Annotated in this window: 15 protein-coding genes and 1 tRNA gene; 11 read left to right on the forward strand and 5 right to left on the reverse strand. The window is 56.7% G+C overall.

All coding sequences use genetic code 11. The annotated features are described in order from the left end of the window. Positions 1-64: 64 nt before the first annotated feature. Both ACSYSS_RS00680 and ACSYSS_RS00685 read right to left on the reverse strand, forming a co-directional pair. Complete coding sequence (locus ACSYSS_RS00680) at positions 65-1,252, reverse strand: MFS transporter (protein ID WP_491703623.1); 1,188 nt, start codon at positions 1,250-1,252, stop codon at positions 65-67. Positions 1,253-1,781: 529 nt separating this feature from the next. Then, a tRNA-Pro gene (locus ACSYSS_RS00685) sits at positions 1,782-1,858 on the reverse strand. 563 nt (positions 1,859-2,421) lie between these two features. Here ACSYSS_RS00685 and lysS point away from each other — a divergent pair. Beyond that, the gene (gene lysS, locus ACSYSS_RS00690) at positions 2,422-4,020 is read left to right on the forward strand and encodes a lysine--tRNA ligase (protein ID WP_491704305.1); all 1,599 of its coding nucleotides are present in this window, start codon (positions 2,422-2,424) and stop codon (positions 4,018-4,020) included. Positions 4,021-4,249: 229 nt separating this feature from the next. Here the strand turns inward: lysS and ACSYSS_RS00695 are convergent, their stop codons facing one another. Further along, positions 4,250-6,517 carry a hypothetical protein gene (locus ACSYSS_RS00695; protein WP_491703624.1) on the reverse strand — a complete coding sequence of 756 codons (2,268 nt, stop codon included), beginning with the start codon at positions 6,515-6,517 and terminating at the stop codon, positions 4,250-4,252. Positions 6,518-6,683: 166 nt separating this feature from the next. Next, complete coding sequence (locus tag ACSYSS_RS00700; protein WP_491703625.1) at positions 6,684-7,697, reverse strand: LacI family DNA-binding transcriptional regulator; 1,014 nt, start codon at positions 7,695-7,697, stop codon at positions 6,684-6,686. Positions 7,698-8,038: 341 nt separating this feature from the next. Between ACSYSS_RS00700 and ACSYSS_RS00705 the strand changes: the two genes are divergently transcribed. The 6 genes from ACSYSS_RS00705 to ACSYSS_RS00730 all read left to right on the forward strand — a co-directional run bounded on the left by ACSYSS_RS00705 (position 8,039) and on the right by ACSYSS_RS00730 (position 14,621). After that, the gene (locus ACSYSS_RS00705; RefSeq protein WP_491704306.1) at positions 8,039-9,313 is read left to right on the forward strand and encodes an ABC transporter substrate-binding protein; all 1,275 of its coding nucleotides are present in this window, start codon (positions 8,039-8,041) and stop codon (positions 9,311-9,313) included. Positions 9,314-9,325: 12 nt separating this feature from the next. Beyond that, positions 9,326-10,273 (forward strand): carbohydrate ABC transporter permease, encoded by a 948-nt coding sequence (locus ACSYSS_RS00710; protein ID WP_491703626.1) that lies wholly within the window; start codon positions 9,326-9,328, stop codon positions 10,271-10,273. Positions 10,274-10,294: 21 nt separating this feature from the next. After that, a complete protein-coding gene (locus ACSYSS_RS00715) occupies positions 10,295-11,203 on the forward strand; it encodes a carbohydrate ABC transporter permease (protein WP_491704307.1) in 909 nt (302 codons plus the stop codon). A 297-nt stretch (positions 11,204-11,500) separates the two neighbouring features. Continuing rightward, on the forward strand, positions 11,501-12,589 hold the full coding sequence (gene menA / locus ACSYSS_RS00720; RefSeq protein ID WP_491703627.1) for a 1,4-dihydroxy-2-naphthoate octaprenyltransferase: 1,089 nt from the start codon (positions 11,501-11,503) through the stop codon (positions 12,587-12,589). Between the two features lie 146 nt (positions 12,590-12,735). Beyond that, entirely contained in the window at positions 12,736-13,791 is a 1,056-nt protein-coding gene (menA, locus tag ACSYSS_RS00725; RefSeq protein ID WP_491703628.1) for a 1,4-dihydroxy-2-naphthoate octaprenyltransferase, read from the forward strand. A gap of 83 nt (positions 13,792-13,874) precedes the next feature. Then, positions 13,875-14,621, forward strand: coding sequence for a phosphoglyceromutase (locus ACSYSS_RS00730; protein WP_491703629.1), 747 nt, complete (start codon positions 13,875-13,877; stop codon positions 14,619-14,621). Positions 14,622-14,743: 122 nt separating this feature from the next. Here the strand turns inward: ACSYSS_RS00730 and ACSYSS_RS00735 are convergent, their stop codons facing one another. Continuing rightward, a complete protein-coding gene (locus ACSYSS_RS00735) occupies positions 14,744-14,998 on the reverse strand; it encodes a DUF2530 domain-containing protein (RefSeq protein ID WP_491703630.1) in 255 nt (84 codons plus the stop codon). Positions 14,999-15,339: 341 nt separating this feature from the next. Here ACSYSS_RS00735 and manA point away from each other — a divergent pair, with 341 nt between their 5' ends. The 4 genes from manA to ACSYSS_RS00755 all read left to right on the forward strand — a co-directional run bounded on the left by manA (position 15,340) and on the right by ACSYSS_RS00755 (position 20,470). Further along, positions 15,340-16,833, forward strand: coding sequence for a mannose-6-phosphate isomerase, class I (gene manA / locus ACSYSS_RS00740; RefSeq protein WP_491704308.1), 1,494 nt, complete (start codon positions 15,340-15,342; stop codon positions 16,831-16,833). Between the two features lie 479 nt (positions 16,834-17,312). Beyond that, positions 17,313-18,287 (forward strand): CHAP domain-containing protein, encoded by a 975-nt coding sequence (locus ACSYSS_RS00745; RefSeq protein WP_491703631.1) that lies wholly within the window; start codon positions 17,313-17,315, stop codon positions 18,285-18,287. Between the two features lie 193 nt (positions 18,288-18,480). Continuing rightward, positions 18,481-19,194: a C40 family peptidase gene (locus ACSYSS_RS00750; protein WP_491703632.1), complete on the forward strand. Its 714-nt coding sequence runs from the start codon at positions 18,481-18,483 to the stop codon at positions 19,192-19,194. 268 nt (positions 19,195-19,462) lie between these two features. Then, entirely contained in the window at positions 19,463-20,470 is a 1,008-nt protein-coding gene (locus tag ACSYSS_RS00755; RefSeq protein ID WP_491703633.1) for a universal stress protein, read from the forward strand. Positions 20,471-20,527: the final 57 nt, after the last annotated feature.

Here is a 20,527-nt window from a genome sequence, read left to right on the forward strand (position 1 = left end):
TTCATCTTGTCGATTGGTGCAAACCATCTCTAAAATGCTGCTGATTTGCATTAGGTTCCTAGCTTCACACCTCCACGGTGGTCAGACGTTCCATTGCATCGGTGTGTGTCTCATAGTGCCAGGAATATATCACCAGGCATGCCACTGCGGCGATGGCCATCGGGATGCCGCCCAAGGCCGGCGTGTGGTAGTTCATATTTGAGGACGAAAGCATGAATGCACCAAGGGATGAGCCCACGGCGTTGCCGAAGTTGAAGGCGACCTGCACGCAGGCGCCGCCGATGAGTTCACCGCCTCCCACACCGGCCTGCGCCATGAGCAGCTGCTGAGGTGTGGAGACGAAGAAGAGTGCGAAGGCAATGATGAATGTGCACGCAGCCGTGCTGAGTCTTGCGTTTGCGCTGAATGCCACGAATGCCAACCCGATGACAGAGATGGTCTGGCCCAGGGCTGCAGTGCCTGCCGTGCGCCAATGGTCGGCCATATTCCCGCCGATGAGCCCACCAACCACCATCCCAAAGCCTGCCAACATCATCAGCAGTGGCACAAGCTTGTTCGAGTAGTCGCCGACACGCATAAGCCATGGTGAAACGTAGCTCCACCAGCTCATTATTCCAACATTTCCTAAGAACGTTGCGGCGAGAATGAGCCATGGACCGGGTTCAGCAAGAAATCGAAACTGACCGACGATGCCGTTGTCGGGCACCGGGGCCACATACGGTATCCATTTGAGTGCTAGTCCTATGGTGACGAGTGCAAGGACGGCGAGGAGAAGGAAGGCCAATCTCCAACTGACACGTTCTGCCAGCAGTGTTCCAGCGGGGACGCCGAGCATGTTGGCCACGGTTTGCCCGGTGACCGCCAATGATACCGCTTGCGCCTCTTTCCCCTTATCCGCCACCATCTTTGCGATGAGTGCCGAAGTGCCGAAGAACGCTCCATGTGGTAAGCCTGCAATGAATCTGCCGACCAATAGGAGTGGGGCAGAAGGTGCAAGGGCGCTGAAGAAATCGCCCACGGCCGCAATGACCATGAAGGTCAAAATAAGGTGTTTTGGTGCCATCCTGCGGCCAAACACCAATATCAATGTTCCGGCGCACACGCCGATGGCATAGGCGGAGACGAAGTTTCCTGCGGTGGGTATGCTGACACCCATGTCGCGAGCGGCCTGTGGAAGGATGCCCATCATGACGAATTCGGCCGACCCATAGACGAATGCGCCGCATGCCAGCGCGAACAGGCTCTTTTTCATGTTTCACCTTGCATTTGTTGGTGTGTGCCGGTTTCGACGAGCATGTCACATTTCACACTCGCTGCCTACCAGTTCTCAAGGATAGAAGGGATTGGTCTCCTATGCGTCGTGTGTTGTGAAGAAATGAGATGAGACGGGCACTCCCGCGGCGTTAAGACGAGATAGAGCGAAATTCAGCGACCGTTGTTCAGTGACTGTCATTGTGGCTAACAACGAGATTGGGGTGTTGGCATGCCATGAACGGCAATGTAGCAATGTGATGATGCACGGGAAATTGGAAAGTGGCAATACCATTGCGCAAATGGAATGGCACTGCGCAAAGCAACAAGGCAGATCCTAAAAATAGGAGTCCATGCAAGATAGTGCTGCTACGTAACAATGACTCTCGGCAGGATGACATTGCGGATGACATTTCGTAAGAGAAGTCGTTGATGCAAGTGAGGTGGATTCCGCGTCGTATCGATTTTGGTGACATTTCGTGAGAAATAGCATTCATACGTGTAATTTTGCGCAATGAACTTGAGTATGTTGGTCGGGCTGGCGAGATTTGAACTCGCGGCCTCTTCGTCCCGAACGAAGCGCGCTACCAAGCTGCGCTACAGCCCGATTACAACGCATGTCATTATACTCCACCCGCCCACCTTGCATTCCTAGCGTGTTGTCGTAGCTAAGGCGCGTGTCGCTAGTCATGATAATCGCTTCAAATGTTGCGTATCTTTGTCATTATTGGTCGTATTCATGGCGAACCACAATACATGCTGCTGTATTGCGTCACTACTTGTAGTCATAAACTTTTACTACGGTAATAAGTGCCATTAGCCGGCACTGTCTGTCGTATCTGCTTTGAGATGCGGTAATAAGTGCCGTATTTCGTCACTATCTGGCGCTGTTCATTTCTTGCACGGTAAATTCTGCCGTTTTGTATCACTATTTGTTGTATTTGGATAGGCTTGCGGTAAATAGTGTCGTCGTGACATTATTTGTTGCCGTTCATTTTTTCACGGTAATTTGTGCTGACATTTGTCACTATTCGTCGGCATACAATCTTACGTCGATAAATAGTGCCGAGTGTAGCGTCTCTTCGGTACAATTCGGGTATGAGTGAAACGAATAATATCAACGAAACCAAAGGCGACTCGGCCGATGACGCCGAGGTGGAAGCACCGCACATGACCACTGTAGAGCGTGCCGAACTGTTGCTGAAGCAGGACGATGCCATCGCTGCCAAGGTGAGTGACGGTGCCTCACTTGACGATGCCATCGACCCCACTAATAAGGAATTCGGCCCTGAGGCCCACCCTGAGCAGGTGCAGATGCGCGTGGCCAAGCGTGCCCAGATGCTTAAGAACGGTGTCTCGCCGTACCCCGTCAAGCTTGACGTCACGGACACCATCGAGTCCGTGCGTGCTCGTTACGACGGCAAGCTCCAGCCCGGCGAGGAGACGCAGGACGTGGTCGGTGTGGCCGGTCGCGTGTTGTTCCTGCGCAACGGCGGAGGCCTATGCTTCGTGCAGCTTTCCGCAGGAGACGGCACCAAGATTCAGGGCATGATATCCAAGAAGGAGATTGGCGCCGACCGCTTGAAGGAGTTCAAACAGATGGTCGATTTGGGCGATCATCTCTTCCTTAAGGGGCGCGTTGTCGCTTCCAAGACCGGCGAGCTTTCGGTGTTCGCCAACGAATGGCGTATTGCTGCCAAAGCGCTTCAGCCGTTGCCTGCCCTCCACAAGGAGCTCACGGACGACACCCGCATCCGCAAGCCCTACATCGGTATGATCGCCGACGAGAAGGTGCGTGATATGGTGCGCAGGCGCTCGCATGTGGTTACTTCCCTGCGCGATACCTTCACCAAGCGCGACTTCCTAGAGGTGGAGACGCCGATGCTTCAGACCGTGCATGGCGGTGCCGCGGCCCGTCCGTTCACCACCCATATGAACGCCTTCGACATCGATCTTTATCTACGTATCGCCCCTGAGCTCTTCCTGAAGCGTTGCCTGGTGGGCGGTATCGAGCGTGTCTACGAGATTAACCGTGATTTCCGCAACGAGGGTGTCGACGGCACGCACGCCCCGGAGTTCACCATGCTCGAGGCGTATCAGGCCTATGGCACCTATGACACCATCGCCGAATTGACGAAGAGCCTCATCCAGAACGCGGCGATGGATGCCTTCGGCACCATGAAGGTGACGCTTGCGGACGGCAGCGAGTACGACTTGGGCGGTGAGTGGAAGCAGATCACCATGTATGGTTCGCTTTCCGAGGCGCTTGGCGAGGAGATTACCCCTGAGACGAGTGTGGAGCACCTGAGTGCCATCGCCGATAAGCTCGGTGTGGAGAAGGATGAGGTGGAGAACCACGGCAAGCTGGTGGAGCACCTCTGGGAGCACTTCTACGAAGACAAGCTGTACGAGCCCACCTTCGTGCGTGACTTCCCTGTGGAGACCAGCCCGTTGGTCAAGGCCCACCGCAGCAAACCCGGCATGGTGGAGAAGTGGGACCTGTATGTGCGCGGCTTCGAGTTGGCCACCGGCTACTCCGAGCTCAACGACCCGGTGGTGCAGCGTCAGCGTTTGGTGGACCAGGCGCGCGATGCCATGGCCGGCGACGTGGAGGCCATGGACATCGATGAGGACTTCCTGGAAGCCCTAGGTGTCGGTATGCCCCCCGCTGGCGGCATGGGCATGGGCATCGACCGCTTGCTCATCGCGCTCACCGGTGCCACCATCCGAGACACCATCACCTTCCCGCTGGTCAAGCCCTTGGTTTGAGGCAAGTGGTGGCGTACGCCATCCAGAGGGAATGTCATCGGTCGCCATGTGTGCCCCCTCGACCGTACGAAACGTCCGCTGACACGCACTCAGCGAACGTTTTGTGCGTTTAGGTGCGCTACGTCGTATATTTCGTCCGTTGGCGCGGTTTCAGTAAGCGTTTTGCACGGGAATGTGTTGGGTTTCGTACGTTTTGCCCGCTGAGTCGAAGTTGGCAGGCGAAATGCCTCTATGCGGTGCGCGTCTTGACATGTAAGGTGACGCTTTGGCCTGATGCCACGCTTTCGTGCACTTTCACCGCAGCGCAGTCGCGTAGGTAGACCACTTCGGCCTGATAGCGCCGTGACTGTCCGTCCAGGTCCACGTCCTCCAGCATCTCACCGGGCTGCAGTGCAATCTGAAGCGTCGCGTTCAGAGTCTCGGGCGTGCTGTTGGTGAAGGTGAGTGAATTGCCGTCAAGATGCATGCCGATGGTGCCGCCGCAGAACTCCATGCCGTCCCAGCTGAACTCACGCCAGGGGGCATAGGGTGCCACGGTGATGGACTGCGCGTCCTCGTCTCTGCGGATTCCCGCGATGTCGTGGATGAGGAAAGCCACGTATTCGCCTGCGCACCAGCCGCATTTGCCAAGTCCTCGCTTCACCCGTGAGGGGTCGCTCTCCGCGTGTTCGAACGGCCACCACCAGAATGATCCGTCTACGTCGGTGGTGCGGCGGATGCGGTGCAGCGCGGCCGAAAGCTCATGCCGCGAGCCGGCCGTGCACAGTCCATGGATGGTGCCGGGGTAGGTGATGCCGTTGCTATCGTCGAAGTCCCAGAAGTCGATGCCGCCGGTGATGGGGGCGTAGTAGGGATCGTCGGTGCTGTGGGCCCACTGTGCATGCGCCCGGATTCTGGGGTCGTCGCGGTCGGTGAATCCATATACGCTGGCAAGCGTCAGGTCGCTTTCCTCGCCGTCGTGCACGCCGATCACGGTGCCGTCGCGGTCCACGCCTTCCACAAACATATTGACTCCGCAGACGTTGCGTACACAGCGGCTGCTCAGTGCATCACCAAGTTTTGCCGCGATGCCGCTGAGTTCCTCGCATTGCTGCGGTTCGAGCAGATCCGCGAAATCATGCGTCAGTGCGGTGGCCGCCTTCCAGGCGAGGATGTTGGAACCGGTGTGGAAGTCTCCGCGTGAAGGTCCGTCAGAGATGTAGAGCGTGGTGTAGAGCTCGCCGGGTGCCGGTTTGCATTCGATGAGATTGCCGGCGAGCTTGCGGATATAACCGGTGAACGTGTCGTTCGGCACCTTGAGGCTTGCCCGACCATGGCGTTGCACTAGCATGGACGCAAGCACCGCGCCGAGGCAGGCGTTGCCCAGAGAATGCTCGAAACCGTTTGCCTTGGGGTGCATCCTCGCTTCCCGTTGCCAAGCCATTTCGGGAATTCCGTATCTTGCCAAAAAGTCTATGGCCGCGCAGGCCAGTTCCGGGTTGTTCTCCACTAGGCCCATGGCTCCATACGAGAAGTCACGCGTCCATACGTCAGGCAACGGATTGGCGTTGGAGCCCCAGAATGACCCTGCGGCCCGGCCGTCGTCAAGTAGCAGCATCGATTGGCGCGCCAGCTCCACGGCCCGTGTCGCCATCTCGCCGTACCACGGGTCTTCCGGCACGGTGAGTGATCCCATGGTGCCGTGACGTGCTGCTAGGGTGCTCTCCAGTGCGTCATCGATGGTTTGGGTGGTGTGGAAACAAGCGAGATTCGCGCCGTCCGAGGTGAAGTCCGCCACGAATCCGAAGGTCACGGACAGACCGGCTGGCACGTCTAGCGTCGTTCCGTGCGGCTTCGTCTTGTCGCTGGCGGGCAAGGTTGCCGATGGATCCCGGCGCCTGCCGTCCTGCGTCGCGTTGATGAGGGCAACGTGGCAGGGGAGGGCCTGCGTGGTTTCTTTGGTGCTGGTTTCGTTGTGGCATATCAGCGTGATATGGGCTGCGTCGTCGCCGTTGTTTGTAATGTGGCCGAGCTGCAGTATGCATAGTGGCCTGCGGACTGCATTCGTTTCGTTGCCTGCTGTGTCGATTTGTGGGGCGAAGAGTGTGGTGCTGACGTTCACATCGCCGATTCGACTGGTGAATTCAGGTATCACGCCATCGATGAAATGAAGGCCCGGAGTCTGGCATTGCCGTCCGTCCACAAAAACGTCCAAGCCAATGTGCCCCTCGCAGAAGGCAAGGCGCTTGTTGATGTACACGCCTGGAATGGATTTGCCGCGGACGTCATCAATGCCTGTGGCCACCACTGCGCGACGGATCTGCCCCGATCTGTCGAGCGCGGCCAGCAGCCGGTTGTTCGATACGTCGACGCTGAACGGGTAATGGGTGAATCGGCCGAGGTCGAATTCCATATCCGCTCCGTCCGGCCAGTCCAGACCGGCCGCAGGGAACAGACTTGAGCGGTCGAGTGCCGCGCCGTGGTCGTCGAGGCCGATTGTGGAAAACGTGGAATGCATGGTGTCCTTTCTTTCAGATGGTGCGTAGTTGCGCCTGGTTGAGGTACATTCCGGTGACACCAGCTTGTGCCGTTGGTGGTGCATCAGTTCAATTCCAGAATGATAACGTATACATATTACATTGGCAAATGCCGATACCTGTATTCAGGTGCACACGGATGTGGCATCAGTGGATTGCCGCAGTGGTGTTTCGGGTCACAAGATATGAGGTAGCGATGAAGTGTTGGTGTTCCGGCGATTTCCCGTCAATCAGATTGAGCACTTCCCTGCCGGCCTGCCGCCCGATGGCGTACGGGTTCTGGCGCACGGTGGTCAGTCCGGCCTCCTGCGCATATGTGGAGTCGTCGAAGCCGACCAGCGAGTAGTCTTCCGGAACGCGTAAGCCGCTGCGCAGCATCCGTGTCAGCAGTGGCACAGCGTATTCGTCGTTCATGCAGCAGACGGCGGAGGGGCGTGTTTTCAGGCTGTTGAGTCGGGAGAACGCCTCATCGGCACGATTTGCGTCCTTTTGTGCGAAGATCACTTCGGCATGGTGTACCTGTTCGCTGGCGTCACAGGCGTCGAGAAAGCCCTGCAGACGTTCCGCACCGTTCCATTTGAACGTTTCCTGGCTGGGGTCAAGGCTTACGTATGCCAGGTCGTGATGACCCAGATCGGTGAGATGGCCCACCACCTGACGCATGCTCGATGCCTCGTCGATGTTGATGGTGGCCGAGAATTCCGGCATGGGAGCGGTGTTGATGGCGAGGATGGGTATGTGTGTGGCCTTGAGCTTCGCCGCTTCGTCATGGGATACCTGGAATGAGACGATGAGTACTGCATCGGCGTTGCGCCGTATGGACATGTCTGCGAAAAAGTCGTGCCGCTCCTGCGAGTTGGAGACCTGGAAGAAGGAGATGTCGTATCCAGCCGGGTGCAGTGCCGAATTGAGACCGGCGAACAGATGCGAGTCATACCATGATTCCAGTTCGCCGCCGGTGAGGAAGGCGATTCGTGACGATTTCCCTCTCTTGAGCGCTGAGGCCGAGCGTGAGATGGTGAAGTTGAGCTCGGACGCGGCATCCAGCACGCGTTGGCGGGTCTGGGGCCTCACCTTTTGGGGTTGTGTGAAGGTGCGTGAGACGGTGGCTATGGAGACCCCGGCGTGACGAGCCACGTCATGGATCAAAGACTTTGGCATGGACCTCTCCTCAGTTGATACGGCGAGTCTATCATGAGCAATCTAAATAAGATTACGTATACAATTTTGGCGAAATTGTAGACCATAAAATGTGCATAACAGCATGACAGGTATTAGAAAATGCTTGAAATTCCAGTAAACACGCGAATAAAAGAAGTTTTGATTTCTTTTCTCATTGTGCTAACGTTTACATTTACAAGGCATCCATGTCGTGTGATGACAGTGTATGGTTCGCATGGCATGCGGTTGCAGTCTACGCGTGGACCCACGAGGTGGTCGGTTACGGAACGGTCCGGACCACAGTTGCATGCGCGGACGAACCTTCGAAAGGAGATTGATTGATGAAGATGACAATCAAGCGGGCGGTTCGCACGGTGTTCGTCACCGCCTGTGCGTTCGCTATGGCCGTTTCCACTGCGGCCTGCGGCTCGGGAGGGTCGGGAACGGTGACGTTGAACTTCTTCCAGACCAAGCCCGAGGCCGCTGCCGACTACGACAGGATCATCGCCGATTTCGAGGCCAGCCATCCTGGCATCAAGGTTGTTCAGAACCAGGCTGCGGATGCCGAGACCCAACTGCGTGCGCTGATGATCAAGAACCGTGCCCCGGATGTCATCGCTCTGAATCCCAACGGCAACATGGGCGGCATGGCCAAGGCCGGTGTGTTCTACGACTTCAGTTCCAATCCCATTGTGGGGCGCATCAAGCCCGCCCAGCAGAAGATTCTGGCCGACCTCGGCCACAATGGCAATGAGACGAATATGCTGATGTACGCAGGCAACGTGTGTGGCATCATGTACAACGTCGATATGTTCAAGAAGTATCACGTGGCGGTGCCCAAGGATTGGAACGATCTGGTGGCCGCGGCGAAGGTGTTCGAATCACACGGCGTAGCGCCGTTCATAGGCACTCTAGGCGATTCTACCCGCATAGGCTCACCGTTCGACGGTCTGGCTCCCTACTATACGAAGAATGACTTCTGGGGCAGGATGCGTGCCGAGGGCCGAAATGTGACCCCAAGCTCCGAAGTCTCGTTCAGCAGGAACATGAAGCCGTTGATGGAGCATCTGCACTGGATTTTCCAGCACACCACCAAGGACGTGCGCACCATGAACTACGAGGATGGCAATGCCGCGTTCGCCAACGGCAAAGGGGCCATGATCCCCATCGGCAACTGGGCGCTGACTCCGATTCAGCAGACCAATCCGAAGATGCATGCCAAGTTCTTCCCGTACCCTGCGGACAAGGCCAAGGACGACATCATGATCTCCGGCGGCGATGTGGCCATTACCATGGGCGCCCACCCCAAGCACGAGAAGGAGTCGTTGGAGTTCATCGACTATCTCTTCAAGGAGAGCGTCCAGAAGAAATTCGTCGACGATCAGCAGCTCATTCCTTCCCTGAAGGATCTTAAAGCCAACGCCAATCCTGCTCTTGCCTCGGCCGAGCCGTGGATCGATAAGGGCAAGATCCAAGGCTATGCCGATCACCAGATCCCCACGAGCATCAACTACAGTTCGCTGCTCAACCAGGCCATGATCGACGGTAACCTCACCGGTGCCTTGAACACGCTCGACAGCGAGTGGGCCAAGGTCTACGGCAGGACGATTCAATAGAAAGGACATGTAATGAGTGCTGTTTCAGCTTCAATCCCAAGTTCGTCCGCCAAAGCCGCGGGAAATGCGGGGCAGACTGCGGGAGCGGGGAAGTCCACCTCCAGCCATCGTCGCTTCGCCGATGCCACCTACTACTGGATGGTCTGGCCGTTTGTCATTCTCTTCGCCGTGTTCCAGACGTTGCCCATGCTTATCGGCGTCTTCTACAGCTTCACCAACTACGCCGGTTACGGCAAATGGCATTGGGTGGGGCTTGCCAACTATGGCAACCTGTTCAGGGACGGCCGCACTTGGCATTCCTACCTCTTCACCTTCGTCTTCGCGCTTGTAGCCACATTGCTCACCAATGCGATATCCCTGGCCGTGGCCCTGCTGCTCAATTCGAAGATCAAGTTCCGTAATTTCTTCCGTGGTGTGTTCTTCGTGCCGTATGTGCTTTCCATGCTCATCATCGGTTATGTGTTCCAGTTCCTCTTCTCCAAGTCGATTCCGAAGATATTCTCCTCGGTGCCTATACTGAGGGACAACATCCTGACCAATGAGCACTGGGCTTGGCTGCCCATCGTCATCGTCACGGTGTGGCAGGCGTGCGCGTTCGCCATCATCATCTACCTAGCCGGCCTACAGACCATTCCCCAGGACCTCTACGAAGCGGCCTCGCTCGACGGTGCCACCGGTTTCAAGGCGTTCAAATCCATCACGATGCCGCTCATTATGGGTTATGTGACGGTCAATGTGGTGCTCAACATCAAGAACTTCATGCAGGCCTTCGACCAGATTGTGGCCTTGACCAACGGCGGGCCTGGCACGTCCACCGAATCGGTGACCATGCAGATCTACAACGGCGGCTTCAAGGGCGGGGAGTTTGCCTATCAATCGGCCGATGCAGTGGTGCTGTTCGTCATCATCACCGTCATCTCACTCATCCAGCTCAAAGTCCTGAATCCGAAGGAGGACTGAGGTATGTCCGAAGAAATGTCAATGTCGCAAACGGCCACTGCCGCTTCGTCTGCGTCTTCTGCTGTGCAAAGGCGGCGCAATGCGGATGGCAAGCCGAAGGTCTCGCATGACCGTCATCACATCAATTGGTGGGCCACGGCGCTTGCAGCCGCATGCTCGCTCACCATCTTCGTGCCGCTGTATTTCGCGGTGGTGGTGGCGCTCAAGACACCCAAGCAGCTTACCCAAGGTAATGGCTTCGAATGGCCGAACCCAGTCAACTGGAGCAATTTCGCCGCGGCTTGGCGCCGTACGAACTTCCCGCAGGCGTTGATGAATACGGCGTTCATCACTGTGTTCGCGGTGGTGTTCACCATACTCACCAGTTCGATGGTGGCCTACGCCTTGGCGCGTAACATGCACAGACCATTCTTCAAGTTCGTGTATTACTACCTGCTGGCGTCCATGTTCATCCCGTTCCCCATCATCATGCTGCCGATGGTCAAGGAGACTGGCATGCTGCATCTGGACAACCAAATCGGCCTGATCATCCTTTATACGGTGTATGGCCTTTCGATGAACATCTTCCTGTACACCACATACCTGAAGTCCATCCCCATGGAGCTTGAGGAGGCCGCCCGCGTCGACGGCGCCTCAACGTGGCGTGCGTTCTGGCAGATCATCTTCCCACTGCTTGGGCCCATGAACGCCACCGTTGGCATCATCACCTGCGTCTGGGCCTGGAACGACTTCATGATGCCGCTGGTCACGCTCACCGATCCTTCGGCGCGTACGTTGACGTTGGCCCAGTACGTGTTTCAAGGGCAATACAACACGGATTACACCGTGGCGTTCGCCTCCTACCTCATGGCCATGGCACCGTTGCTCATCGTCTACGTGTTCTCGCAGCGTTGGGTCATCTCGGGTGTGGTACGTGGATCAGTGAAATAGGGCGTATTCATTGCAACTGAGGTTGTGCAGGAACGGCTGCTAGGATATCCTGGCGGCCGTTTGTCGCGTTCTGTTTGACTGTGCCGCACGAAACGTCCGCTGACACGCACTCAGCGAACGTTTTGTGCGTTTAGGTGCGCTACGTCGTATATTTCGTCTGCTGATTGAGTGTCAGAGAATGTTCCGTACGACGTAGTGAATTGACTCGTATATTTCGTCCGTTTGTTGCGTACATGCCGTTGATACCACTAATGTGGATGACGGATTGTTGTTGAGATCGTAGGGACAGTGATTGCATTGAAGAACAAAGAGTTATGGCTTTCGGGAGTGCGCCCCAAGACGTTGCCGGCCTCAGTGGCTCCGGTGCTTGTCGGCATTGCAGCAGGATTGCGCTTGGCAATGTCGCCGAAATCCTGCCGCACGGTGTTTGTGCAGCCTCGGGAGTGCATAGCGACCGCCATGGGTTCTGGGGCGACTGGTTCGGCGGCCGCGTCGGATGCCACCGGCGTGGCTTCGCAGCAGTTCGTCGGCTTGAACGTAGGGTTATTCATTCTGCTGGCGGTGCTCTGCGTCGTCGTGGCGCTGTTCCTGCAGATTGCCGTCAACTTCTCCAATGATTATTCCGATGGCATTCGCGGCACCGATGCCGGCAGAGGCGATACTGAGCTGAAGACCGCCAAGCCGCAGCGCATCACCGCCTCCGGCCTCGTGCCGCCGGGGCGCGTGCTCGCCGCAGCCGGCATCAACGCCGCTGTGGCCTGTGTGGCGGGTTTGGCACTTATCGCCATCACAGGCCATTGGTGGCTGTTGGTTCTAGGTGTGCTGTGCCTTCTGGCCGGCTGGTTCTACACCGGGGGCAAGCATCCTTACGGATATGCCGGTTTCGGCGAGGTCGGCGTGTTCCTCTTCTTCGGTCTGGCCGCGGTGCTCGGCACACAGTATGTGCTGGCTGGCAGTGTGAATCTTGACGGCGTTGTCGGAGCCGTATTCTGCGGCCTGTTCTCCTGCGCCATTCTCATGGTCAACAACCTCCGCGATGTCGATGAGGATGTGGTCAGCGGCAAGCGCACACTTGGTGTGCGGCTTGGCAAGTCCGGTGCCCGCACGGTGTTGTTCGTCACGTATCTCGTTCCTTTGGTTCTCACCGTTGTCATGGCGTTCGTGCCGTTGGTGGCCGTGTTCTACCGTGCGCAAGGCATCAATGTGATTGGTTTGCTGCTTGCCGTTGCGACATTGCTGTTCGCGGTGCCGTGCGTCAAGGCGGCCCGCAATCTGGTCGGCGCCGTGAATGCCGGCAACTTCCGCAAGGCATTGCCCATGTGCAGCATGACGGTGTTGCTGTTTGCAGTCGTTTTCGTGCTCACGGAGCTTTCGCTCATCTTCTGAGAAGTCTTGCCGCCACAACGGCGCTTGGAAGGCCATTTTCTTCGTTTCCTTGCCCTACAGCCCCGGTTCGCGGTGCCGATGCAGAGTTGCTGGTAGCCTAACAGTGTTGTCGATGATTAGATTTGTAGGTTAGGTAGTGAGATTCATTGAAGAATAAAGCATTGTGGCTTTCGGGAGTGCGCCCCAAGACCCTTCCGCAGTCGATTGCACCGGTTTTGGTGGGTGCGGCAGCAGGTTTGCGTCTGGCGGTTTCGCCTCAGGAATGTCATGTGATGTTCTCGTGGTCGAGGCAGTGCGTTGCGGGAACGTCGTTGCTTCATGGTGGTGGTGCGGCCCGTGGCGCGGGTGTCAACGTCGGGTTGTTTGCATTGCTTGCCGTGCTGTGCATGCTTGTGGCCTTGTTCCTTCAGATTGCCTGCAATTTTTCCAATGACTACTCTGACGGCATCCGTGGCACCGATGCCGATCGCGGGGAGGATGAGGAGCAGACCGCCAAGCCCCAGCGCATCACCGCCTCGGGAGTGGTGGCTCCTGTACGCGTGTTGGAGGTGGCCGGAGCCAATGCCGCGATTGCATGCGTGGCTGGTGTGGCCATCACCATCATCAAAGGGGAGTGGTGGCTGCTCATCCTTGGTGCGCTGTGCCTGTTGGCTGGCTGGTTCTACACCGGTGGCAAGCACCCTTACGGGTATGCGGGCCTTGGCGAGGTGGCAGTGTTCCTCTTCTTCGGCCTGGCTGCGGTGCTCGGCACCGAGTATGTGCTGGCTGACGCAGTGAACGTGGATGGCATTGTGGGGGCTGTGATGTGTGGTGTCTTTTCCTGCGTCACGCTCATGGTCGACAACCTTCGCGACATCGATGAGGACAAGGTCTGCGGCAAGATCACGCTCGACGTACGTATGGGGCGTGAGCGTTCCAAGGTCATGGTCTACTTCGTCTACTTGGTGCCGTTGGCAATCACCGTGGTCATGGCCTTCGTGCCGCTGGTCATGGTGTGGTATCAGAGTCACGGTGTCGATTTCATCAGTTTGTTGATGGCCGTTGTCTCCATGCTGTTGGCGGCGTTGTGCATCCGGTCGGCATACGGTCTGGTTGTGCCGCTTCGTGCCGGGCGCATCATGGAGGCGTTTCCTTACAGCGGCAAGACGGTGTTGCTGTTCTCCGCCATATTCATTCTCATGGAGCTTTCCCTGATTTTATGATTTCCGACTGCTGCACCGTGGAGGATTGTGAACGCTAACATACATCGCTTCATCCGTCCTCTTCACCACTTAGACTGATATACATGGCATATAGATTAGTATTGCTCCGGCATGGCCAGAGCGCATGGAATAAAACGAACCAGTTCACTGGCTGGGTGGATGTTCCGCTCACCGACAAGGGCGTAGAGGAGGCGAAGCATGGTGGCGAACTCTTGAAGGAAAAGAACGTGCTGCCCGACATCGTCTTCACCTCTCTGCTGCGTCGCGCCATCAACACCGCGAATTACGCGCTTGATGCCGCCGACCGCCTGTGGATTCCCGTGAAGCGCAGCTGGCGCTTGAACGAGCGCCACTATGGCGCTCTGCAGGGCAAGGACAAGAGCCAGATTCGTCAGGAATATGGCGATAAGCAGTTCATGATCTGGCGTCGTTCCTACGCCACGCCGCCGCCGGACATCAACCCCGACGACCCATACGCACAGAACCACGACCCGCGCTATGCCGGCGACCCGGTGCCGGAGGCCGAGGCGTTGGCCAACGTGGTGGCCCGCGTCACCCCGTATTGGGAGTCCGACATCGTCCCTGAACTCAAGAGTGGCAAGACCGTGCTCATTGCCGCCCATGGCAATTCGCTGCGCGCCATCGTCAAGATGCTTGACGGTTTGAGCGACGAAGAGATCTCCAAGGTCAACATTCCCACTGGCATCCCACTGGTCTATGAGCTTGACGAGAACATGAAGCCCATCAAGCCTCGCGGCGAGTATCTCGACCCGGAGGCTGCTGCCGCCGGGGCCGCAGCCGTGGCCGCTCAAGGTCAAGCCAAGAAGTGATTTGGGGTTGTATCAGAACATGTCGGGCATGGTCTTAATGGCAGCCTGATGACGTTTATTGCGGTGGCTGCCACCCGGATTCCATGTTCCGGGTGGCAGCCACCGTTTGATGTGAGGATTATCTACAGTCCAAGCCGTCGGTAGTCCCAACGGTCGTAGGTTTCCCAAATGAGCAGCGCGGCACCGATGGCCACACCACCTGCGCATATGACCACCGGCTCAACCACATGGAACCCGATGGCTAGGAGAATCAAAGCAACAATCAACGCCACCACCCAGCAGCAGGACACCACAAGGAAGATTTTGCGCAAGTCGACACGCACCGGTTTCGGTGCGGGTTTGCACACGTCTGGGTTGAGTATAGGCGCTATTTTCATGCCATCAGTCTAACTTCAAGCCTACCCGTGCAAAAAGATGCCCACCCTATATGATTTTCCAGCTGCTACAACGTCGTATTGCTGCAATGTCAGTCATATTCCCAAAAAACATCGCCAAAGAGCATAAGCGAACGCTACCTGCGGCCAGGCGTTGATGATATCCGAACGTTTGATTATGCTGTTTTATCCTCTGGCTTCAATAGCGTAAGCTTGTTGAATGTGTCGTTGGCGTGTCAGTGAGCATAGAGCGGCAGCCGAGTGACCATCTTGCAACAGTTCACTTTGAAGAGGTCAGGCACGCCTAATGAGAGGAGAGGCGAACCGTGTATCCGATCCAACCCGTGGCGAAGCGCTATGCCTGGGGTTCGTATACGCGTTTGCAGCGCATGTTTGCGTCGTGTCCGTCCCCATTGACGCCGTTACCTGAAATCGGCGAACCCTTGGCTGAAATGTGGTTCAGCGGGCATTCGGGGTCCCCCTCCACTGTTGAAACGTCAGTTCCCATACTGCTGCCTGAATTGATCAAAAACGACCCAGAGGGCATGCTCGGGGCGCGGTGTTCCGAACAATTCGGGCCGGTTCTGCCGTATCTGCTGAAGATCATCTCTGCTAGGATTCCGCTTTCCCTTCAAGTCCATCCCGTTGATTTCGAGGCCCGACGTGGATTCAACGCACAAAATGCAGCCGGGGTTGCCCTTGACTCTCCTGAGCGTTCGTTCAGTGATCCGGTGGCAAAGAGCGAGATGGTTGTGGCGTTGGAACCGTTCGAGGCGTCGATTGGTTTTGCGCCGGTGGCAACGATGCTCGCGAACCTGACGTTGGTGGAGCATCCGGTGGCCAGGCGCATGGTTCGTGAGCTTACGCCTCATCGCACCGGTTTTCCGCTTTCGGCCGGCAGGGTGGGCAATCCAAGTGGTTCTACTGGTGCCGTTCTTGATTCGTCGGCTGTTTCTCCTACCTACCCGGATGGTTTTCTGAGTGAAACAGGTGGTCTCGGCTTCGAAGCATCCGCCAAGGCCGGTCTGGGCGCAGATCAAGTTGATGCCATCATGCCGCCGTCCGCACAATACTGGAGCCCTTCACGCCGTAGGGTGTTCCGTGCTTTTTGCGCCGCGGTCTGTGCCACGCCCGAAGAGGGGAAGGGGCTCGCCCATGCCCTGCGCCAGGCAGCTGCACAGGTTGGAGAGGAGAAGGCGTCATTGGCGTTCAAACATGCGATGCTTGCCAGTCAGACCTTCAGTGAAGATCCCAGCTCGCTTGCCCTGCTCATGATGAATTCCGTGGCGTTGCAGGAAGGCGAGGCTGTCTTCATACCAGCAGGTACGCCTCATGCCTACATCCACGGCACGGCAGCGGAGATCATGACGAATTCGGATAATGTACTGCGCGCCGGCCTCACCGCGAAGCACAAGGACATCGTTGACTTTCTCCATACACTCGACTGCAGACCGGCTTCTCCCATCGACCCCAGCGTCAACTTGCCTGAGGCGCTTTCGGGCGATCGTGTGGTGTACCGGCCGCATATCAGTGAGTTCATGCTCATATATGGCAGAGTCGGAGGTCAAGGTAGGCAGTGGCCATTGGTTGCCAACCTGACCCGTCGGTATGGCAGGCTTGTGGCAGGGGTGCGCCATCTTCAGCGTCATCACGGACCGCGCATCGTGGTGTGCACACAAGGTGTGGTGCAGTGCGCAACCGCCAATCAACAGCGCATACTCCATCAAGGCGAGGCCTTGTTTGTGCCTGCTTGTGACGGTTGGTTGGAGTTTGCCAGCAGGAAAGGCAGTGCTGGAGAGAATGAAGGAGCTTACGTCTGTGCATCTACGCAGATTTAGACAAGCGAAGATCTCTCAATAAACGTGGACCTCAACTAGCGTAGATCTTGGCAAGCGCTAAGCGCCAAACTGCCGGGCCTAGGCTCTCCGGGAGTTTGTATTTCGTGGCGTGATGAGTGATTTTGCCACTCATCTGCGCCAGCCACTGGAGCCACTTTGCTTTGGTCAAGGTTCGTAACAAGATGCATATACATATAACAAGAATGGCTTCAAAAATGGCTTCGAGACTATTGTAAGGATTCTGTATGGTTTTTGTAAGACACGCCGAACGAATCTTGTGGTTCTTATTGCTGTGTTGCGACATTCTAGGGGGCTATGAGCATTTGCAGTGGAAAAAAATGAAATTAATTGGTATGCTTGTATGATGCTTGATAAATTTACGGCAGTTGTTCATGGCGTTATTCACACGGTTGTGAGCAGTAACGTCCGTCATGAGTAATTGATTGAGTTTGCAGGGAGCAATTAATAAGGAGAGTTGCATGAGTCACGCTGCGCATAAGGCAACGAGAGGCAGCAGTAATGGGATTGTGTCTGCTTGGCTGCCGAGCCTCTCCACACCTTCTCGTACGGGCTCACGGCCGAGGCATAAGATGGGTTCGCGTCATGCTCAGGCATTGGCGGCCAATGGTGCCGTTGTGGATTTGGATGCTGAAGTTTTGACGAGTTTGAACTCGTCTGCGCCTAGTACGCGTAAGGCTTTGCGCGAGGCTCGCAGAGCGCAGACTCACCGTTCGCAGCTTGTAGCCTCGGTTTCTCTGGCGGCTTTGGTCGGCATGACCGCCACTGCTTCTGCATTTTCGGGTCGTGCATCGGGCCTTAATGTGGCCGACGAGCCAACTACAACAATTACGCGTACCATTGCGCCTATCGGTTCGGCTTCGGCGTCGCGTTCCGAAGACAGGTCTGCAATACCAGGCACCGCAATCGACGGCACCAAAGAGCAGACCACCAGCGGTGGTAACTGGCAGCTTGGCCATGATGCCGCCCTTGATGCTGCGCAGATGTCGAAGTCAAAAGCCGGCAATCCCAAAGTTGCCTCGTTCATGGACGGCGATTACGCCTACCTTCCCGCCGGCTTCAATCCGAATCATGATTCGGGAGATAAAGGCAATGCCTACGACTTCAGTGAGTGCACCTGGTGGGTGTACACACGCCGTCAGCAGTTGGGCCTGCCTGTGGGTTCGACTATGGGCGACGGATACATGTGGGCGAATTCAGCCAGAGCCTTGGGCTATTGGGTCGATAACTCTGCAAGGCACGTGGGCGACATCATGGTTTTTGACAAAGGTCAGGACAGCAGCGACCCGGTGTATGGGCATGTGGCCATCATTGAAAAAATCAATGCTGATGGCTCTGTGGAAACTTCGGAATGCGGGGCTTCCCACAACGGAAAGACGTTCTCGCGCACGTTTAGTGCAACCCAGGTTGCCCAGCATCAGATTATCCATTACTGATCGGCGCGGCCGCTCCATTCATTGTTGTCGCAGTTTTTGGAAATGCCGACATCAGTCATCTTTCCACTGCTGCTGAGTGCCCTTAGGCTCAACTGTGTGGTGGCTGTGGGCGATGTTGCTTTTCGGTTCACTGGTCTGCCGCGATACGAGATGGCATTAATTCAGGTTTAGAAGCTGTGTTACCATTGTCTTCATGATGAAATTGTCGAAGATAACGTCTGTCGTTGCGTCTGTTGCGCTTGTAGGCTCCATGGCTGTAGCTGTGCCTACGATGGCCTACGCTACCGATAATTCCACCTCTGCCACATCTTCTCGTGCATTCCGCAAAATGACAACGGTTCGTAAGGACTTGCTGCTTGAATCCGCTTCCGCGCAAGTGGATGCAAAATCAAATTGGGGTGGCGTTGAGTCACTCAACGTGCCTCAGACCCAGTCTCAGGCTGAGAAGGATGCCGCGGCTAAGAAGGCTGCTGACGATGCCGCCGCGGCGGCAAGTCGCTCTGCGGCGCGTGATTCTTTGACTGCCGGCACCTTCACCGTCACACCTCCCAATGGCAAGACCGCCGCCGCGCTCGTAGAGTATGCCCAGCAATTTGCCGGCGTGGTTCCTTACGTGGCTGGCGGCAATACTCCTGCTGGTTGGGATTGCTCCGGGTTCGTGCAGTACGTCTTCGCTCAATTCGGCATTGCTCTGCCGCATTCTTCCGGTTTGCAGGCGCAGGCTGGCCGGCCAGTGGCCAGCATCGCCGATGCCATGCCTGGTGACATCCTCGCCAACGGCACTCATGCGGCCATTTATCTTGGCAATGGCATGCTGATCAACGCTGCTGATCCACAGGATGGTACTTGCATTAAGCCAGTGTCTTGGCCGTGGCGTGAGCCGTATCAGATTCGTCGTGTGCTATAAGGTTTGTTAGGAAGTGCACTGCAGCACTACGATGTGAGCCGGGCCCTGATGGGTCCGGTTTTTGTTTTCTGGGATGGTGGCACGTTGAATGCCGGTATGGCTGGGCATGTGACGATTTCCGTTGTGTGTTAATGCCCGTAGCATTCGGCCAAGGTACACCCCTTGCATCAAGTCAGCCGGTTGCGATCACTGCATGTGTCTTTGTGGAATTTGGACTATTCTGGATGTAGCAGGTGTCGAGGGGGCACTGTCGTCTAAGGGAGTTGACATGGTAAACGAAAAGGTTGTGCTGGTAGGTGTTGACGGTTCCAAGGCCAGTTACAAGGCCACTTGGTGGGCTGCGAACTACGCCAAGCATGCGGGGCTCAAGTTGCAGATTGTCTGCGCCTACTCGCTTCCGAGCTACGCCGCGGTTTCATTTGATTCAACGTACACCTCCATGGGCGACGACAACGCGGCCCATGCCGACGCCCAGGAAATTCTGGCGCAGGCCAAGGCGGTGGCGCAGGAGCAAGGCGTAGAAGCCCAGACGCTCATCGTCACGGGAGACCCGTCTTCGGTCTTTGTTGAGCTTTCGCGCAACTATAATCTCATCGTCATCGGCAACCGTGGCAAGGGCGGCCTCGCTGAGCGTCTGCTGGGCACCACCAGCTCCTCGCTGCCGGCCTACGCCTACTGCCCCATTATCGTGGTGCCCTACACCGACGACGACGGCAATACAATGCATCTAAACAACACCATCTCCAAGGTGGCAGTAGGCATCGATTCAAGCCCATGGGGTCTGAAGGCCCTTGAAATGGCCATGGACCTTGCCGCTGACAACGATGCCACACTTGATGTTATCGATGCTGTGCCGGGCCTTCAGGGGGCAGGCAAGGAAGACGGCGTGATGGACTCCTACATGGAGGATTTGGAGGAGATGATCAAGCCGCTTCGAGAGACTCACGCCAATCTGAAGATCAACAAGACGATTGTGCCGGAGAGCGCTGTGAGCGCCTTGACGAAGGCCAGTCTCGACCACGACGTGGTGGTGGTGGGCTCACGCGGCCGTGGGGGATTCACGGGCCTGCTCGTGGGCTCAACTAGTCAGGGCCTCATCCAGCATGCAGCCGGCCCCGTATTCGTGGTGCCGCGCAAGTATGTGGAGGCTGAAAAGTCTCGCTCCGACGGTGCGATTGACTCGATCGACGGTGTGCAGAAGGTCTCGGTGCAGCCTGCCGACAGCGAGCGGGCAAAGGCGCTTGAGGCCACGATTGACCCGAAGCATGAGGCCTAGCCGTAGCATCATCGGACTTGTTGGCGCAAAATGACGATTTCAGCCTTGATTTCGTCA

This window comes from Bifidobacterium sp. ESL1118, from assembly GCF_058505595.1.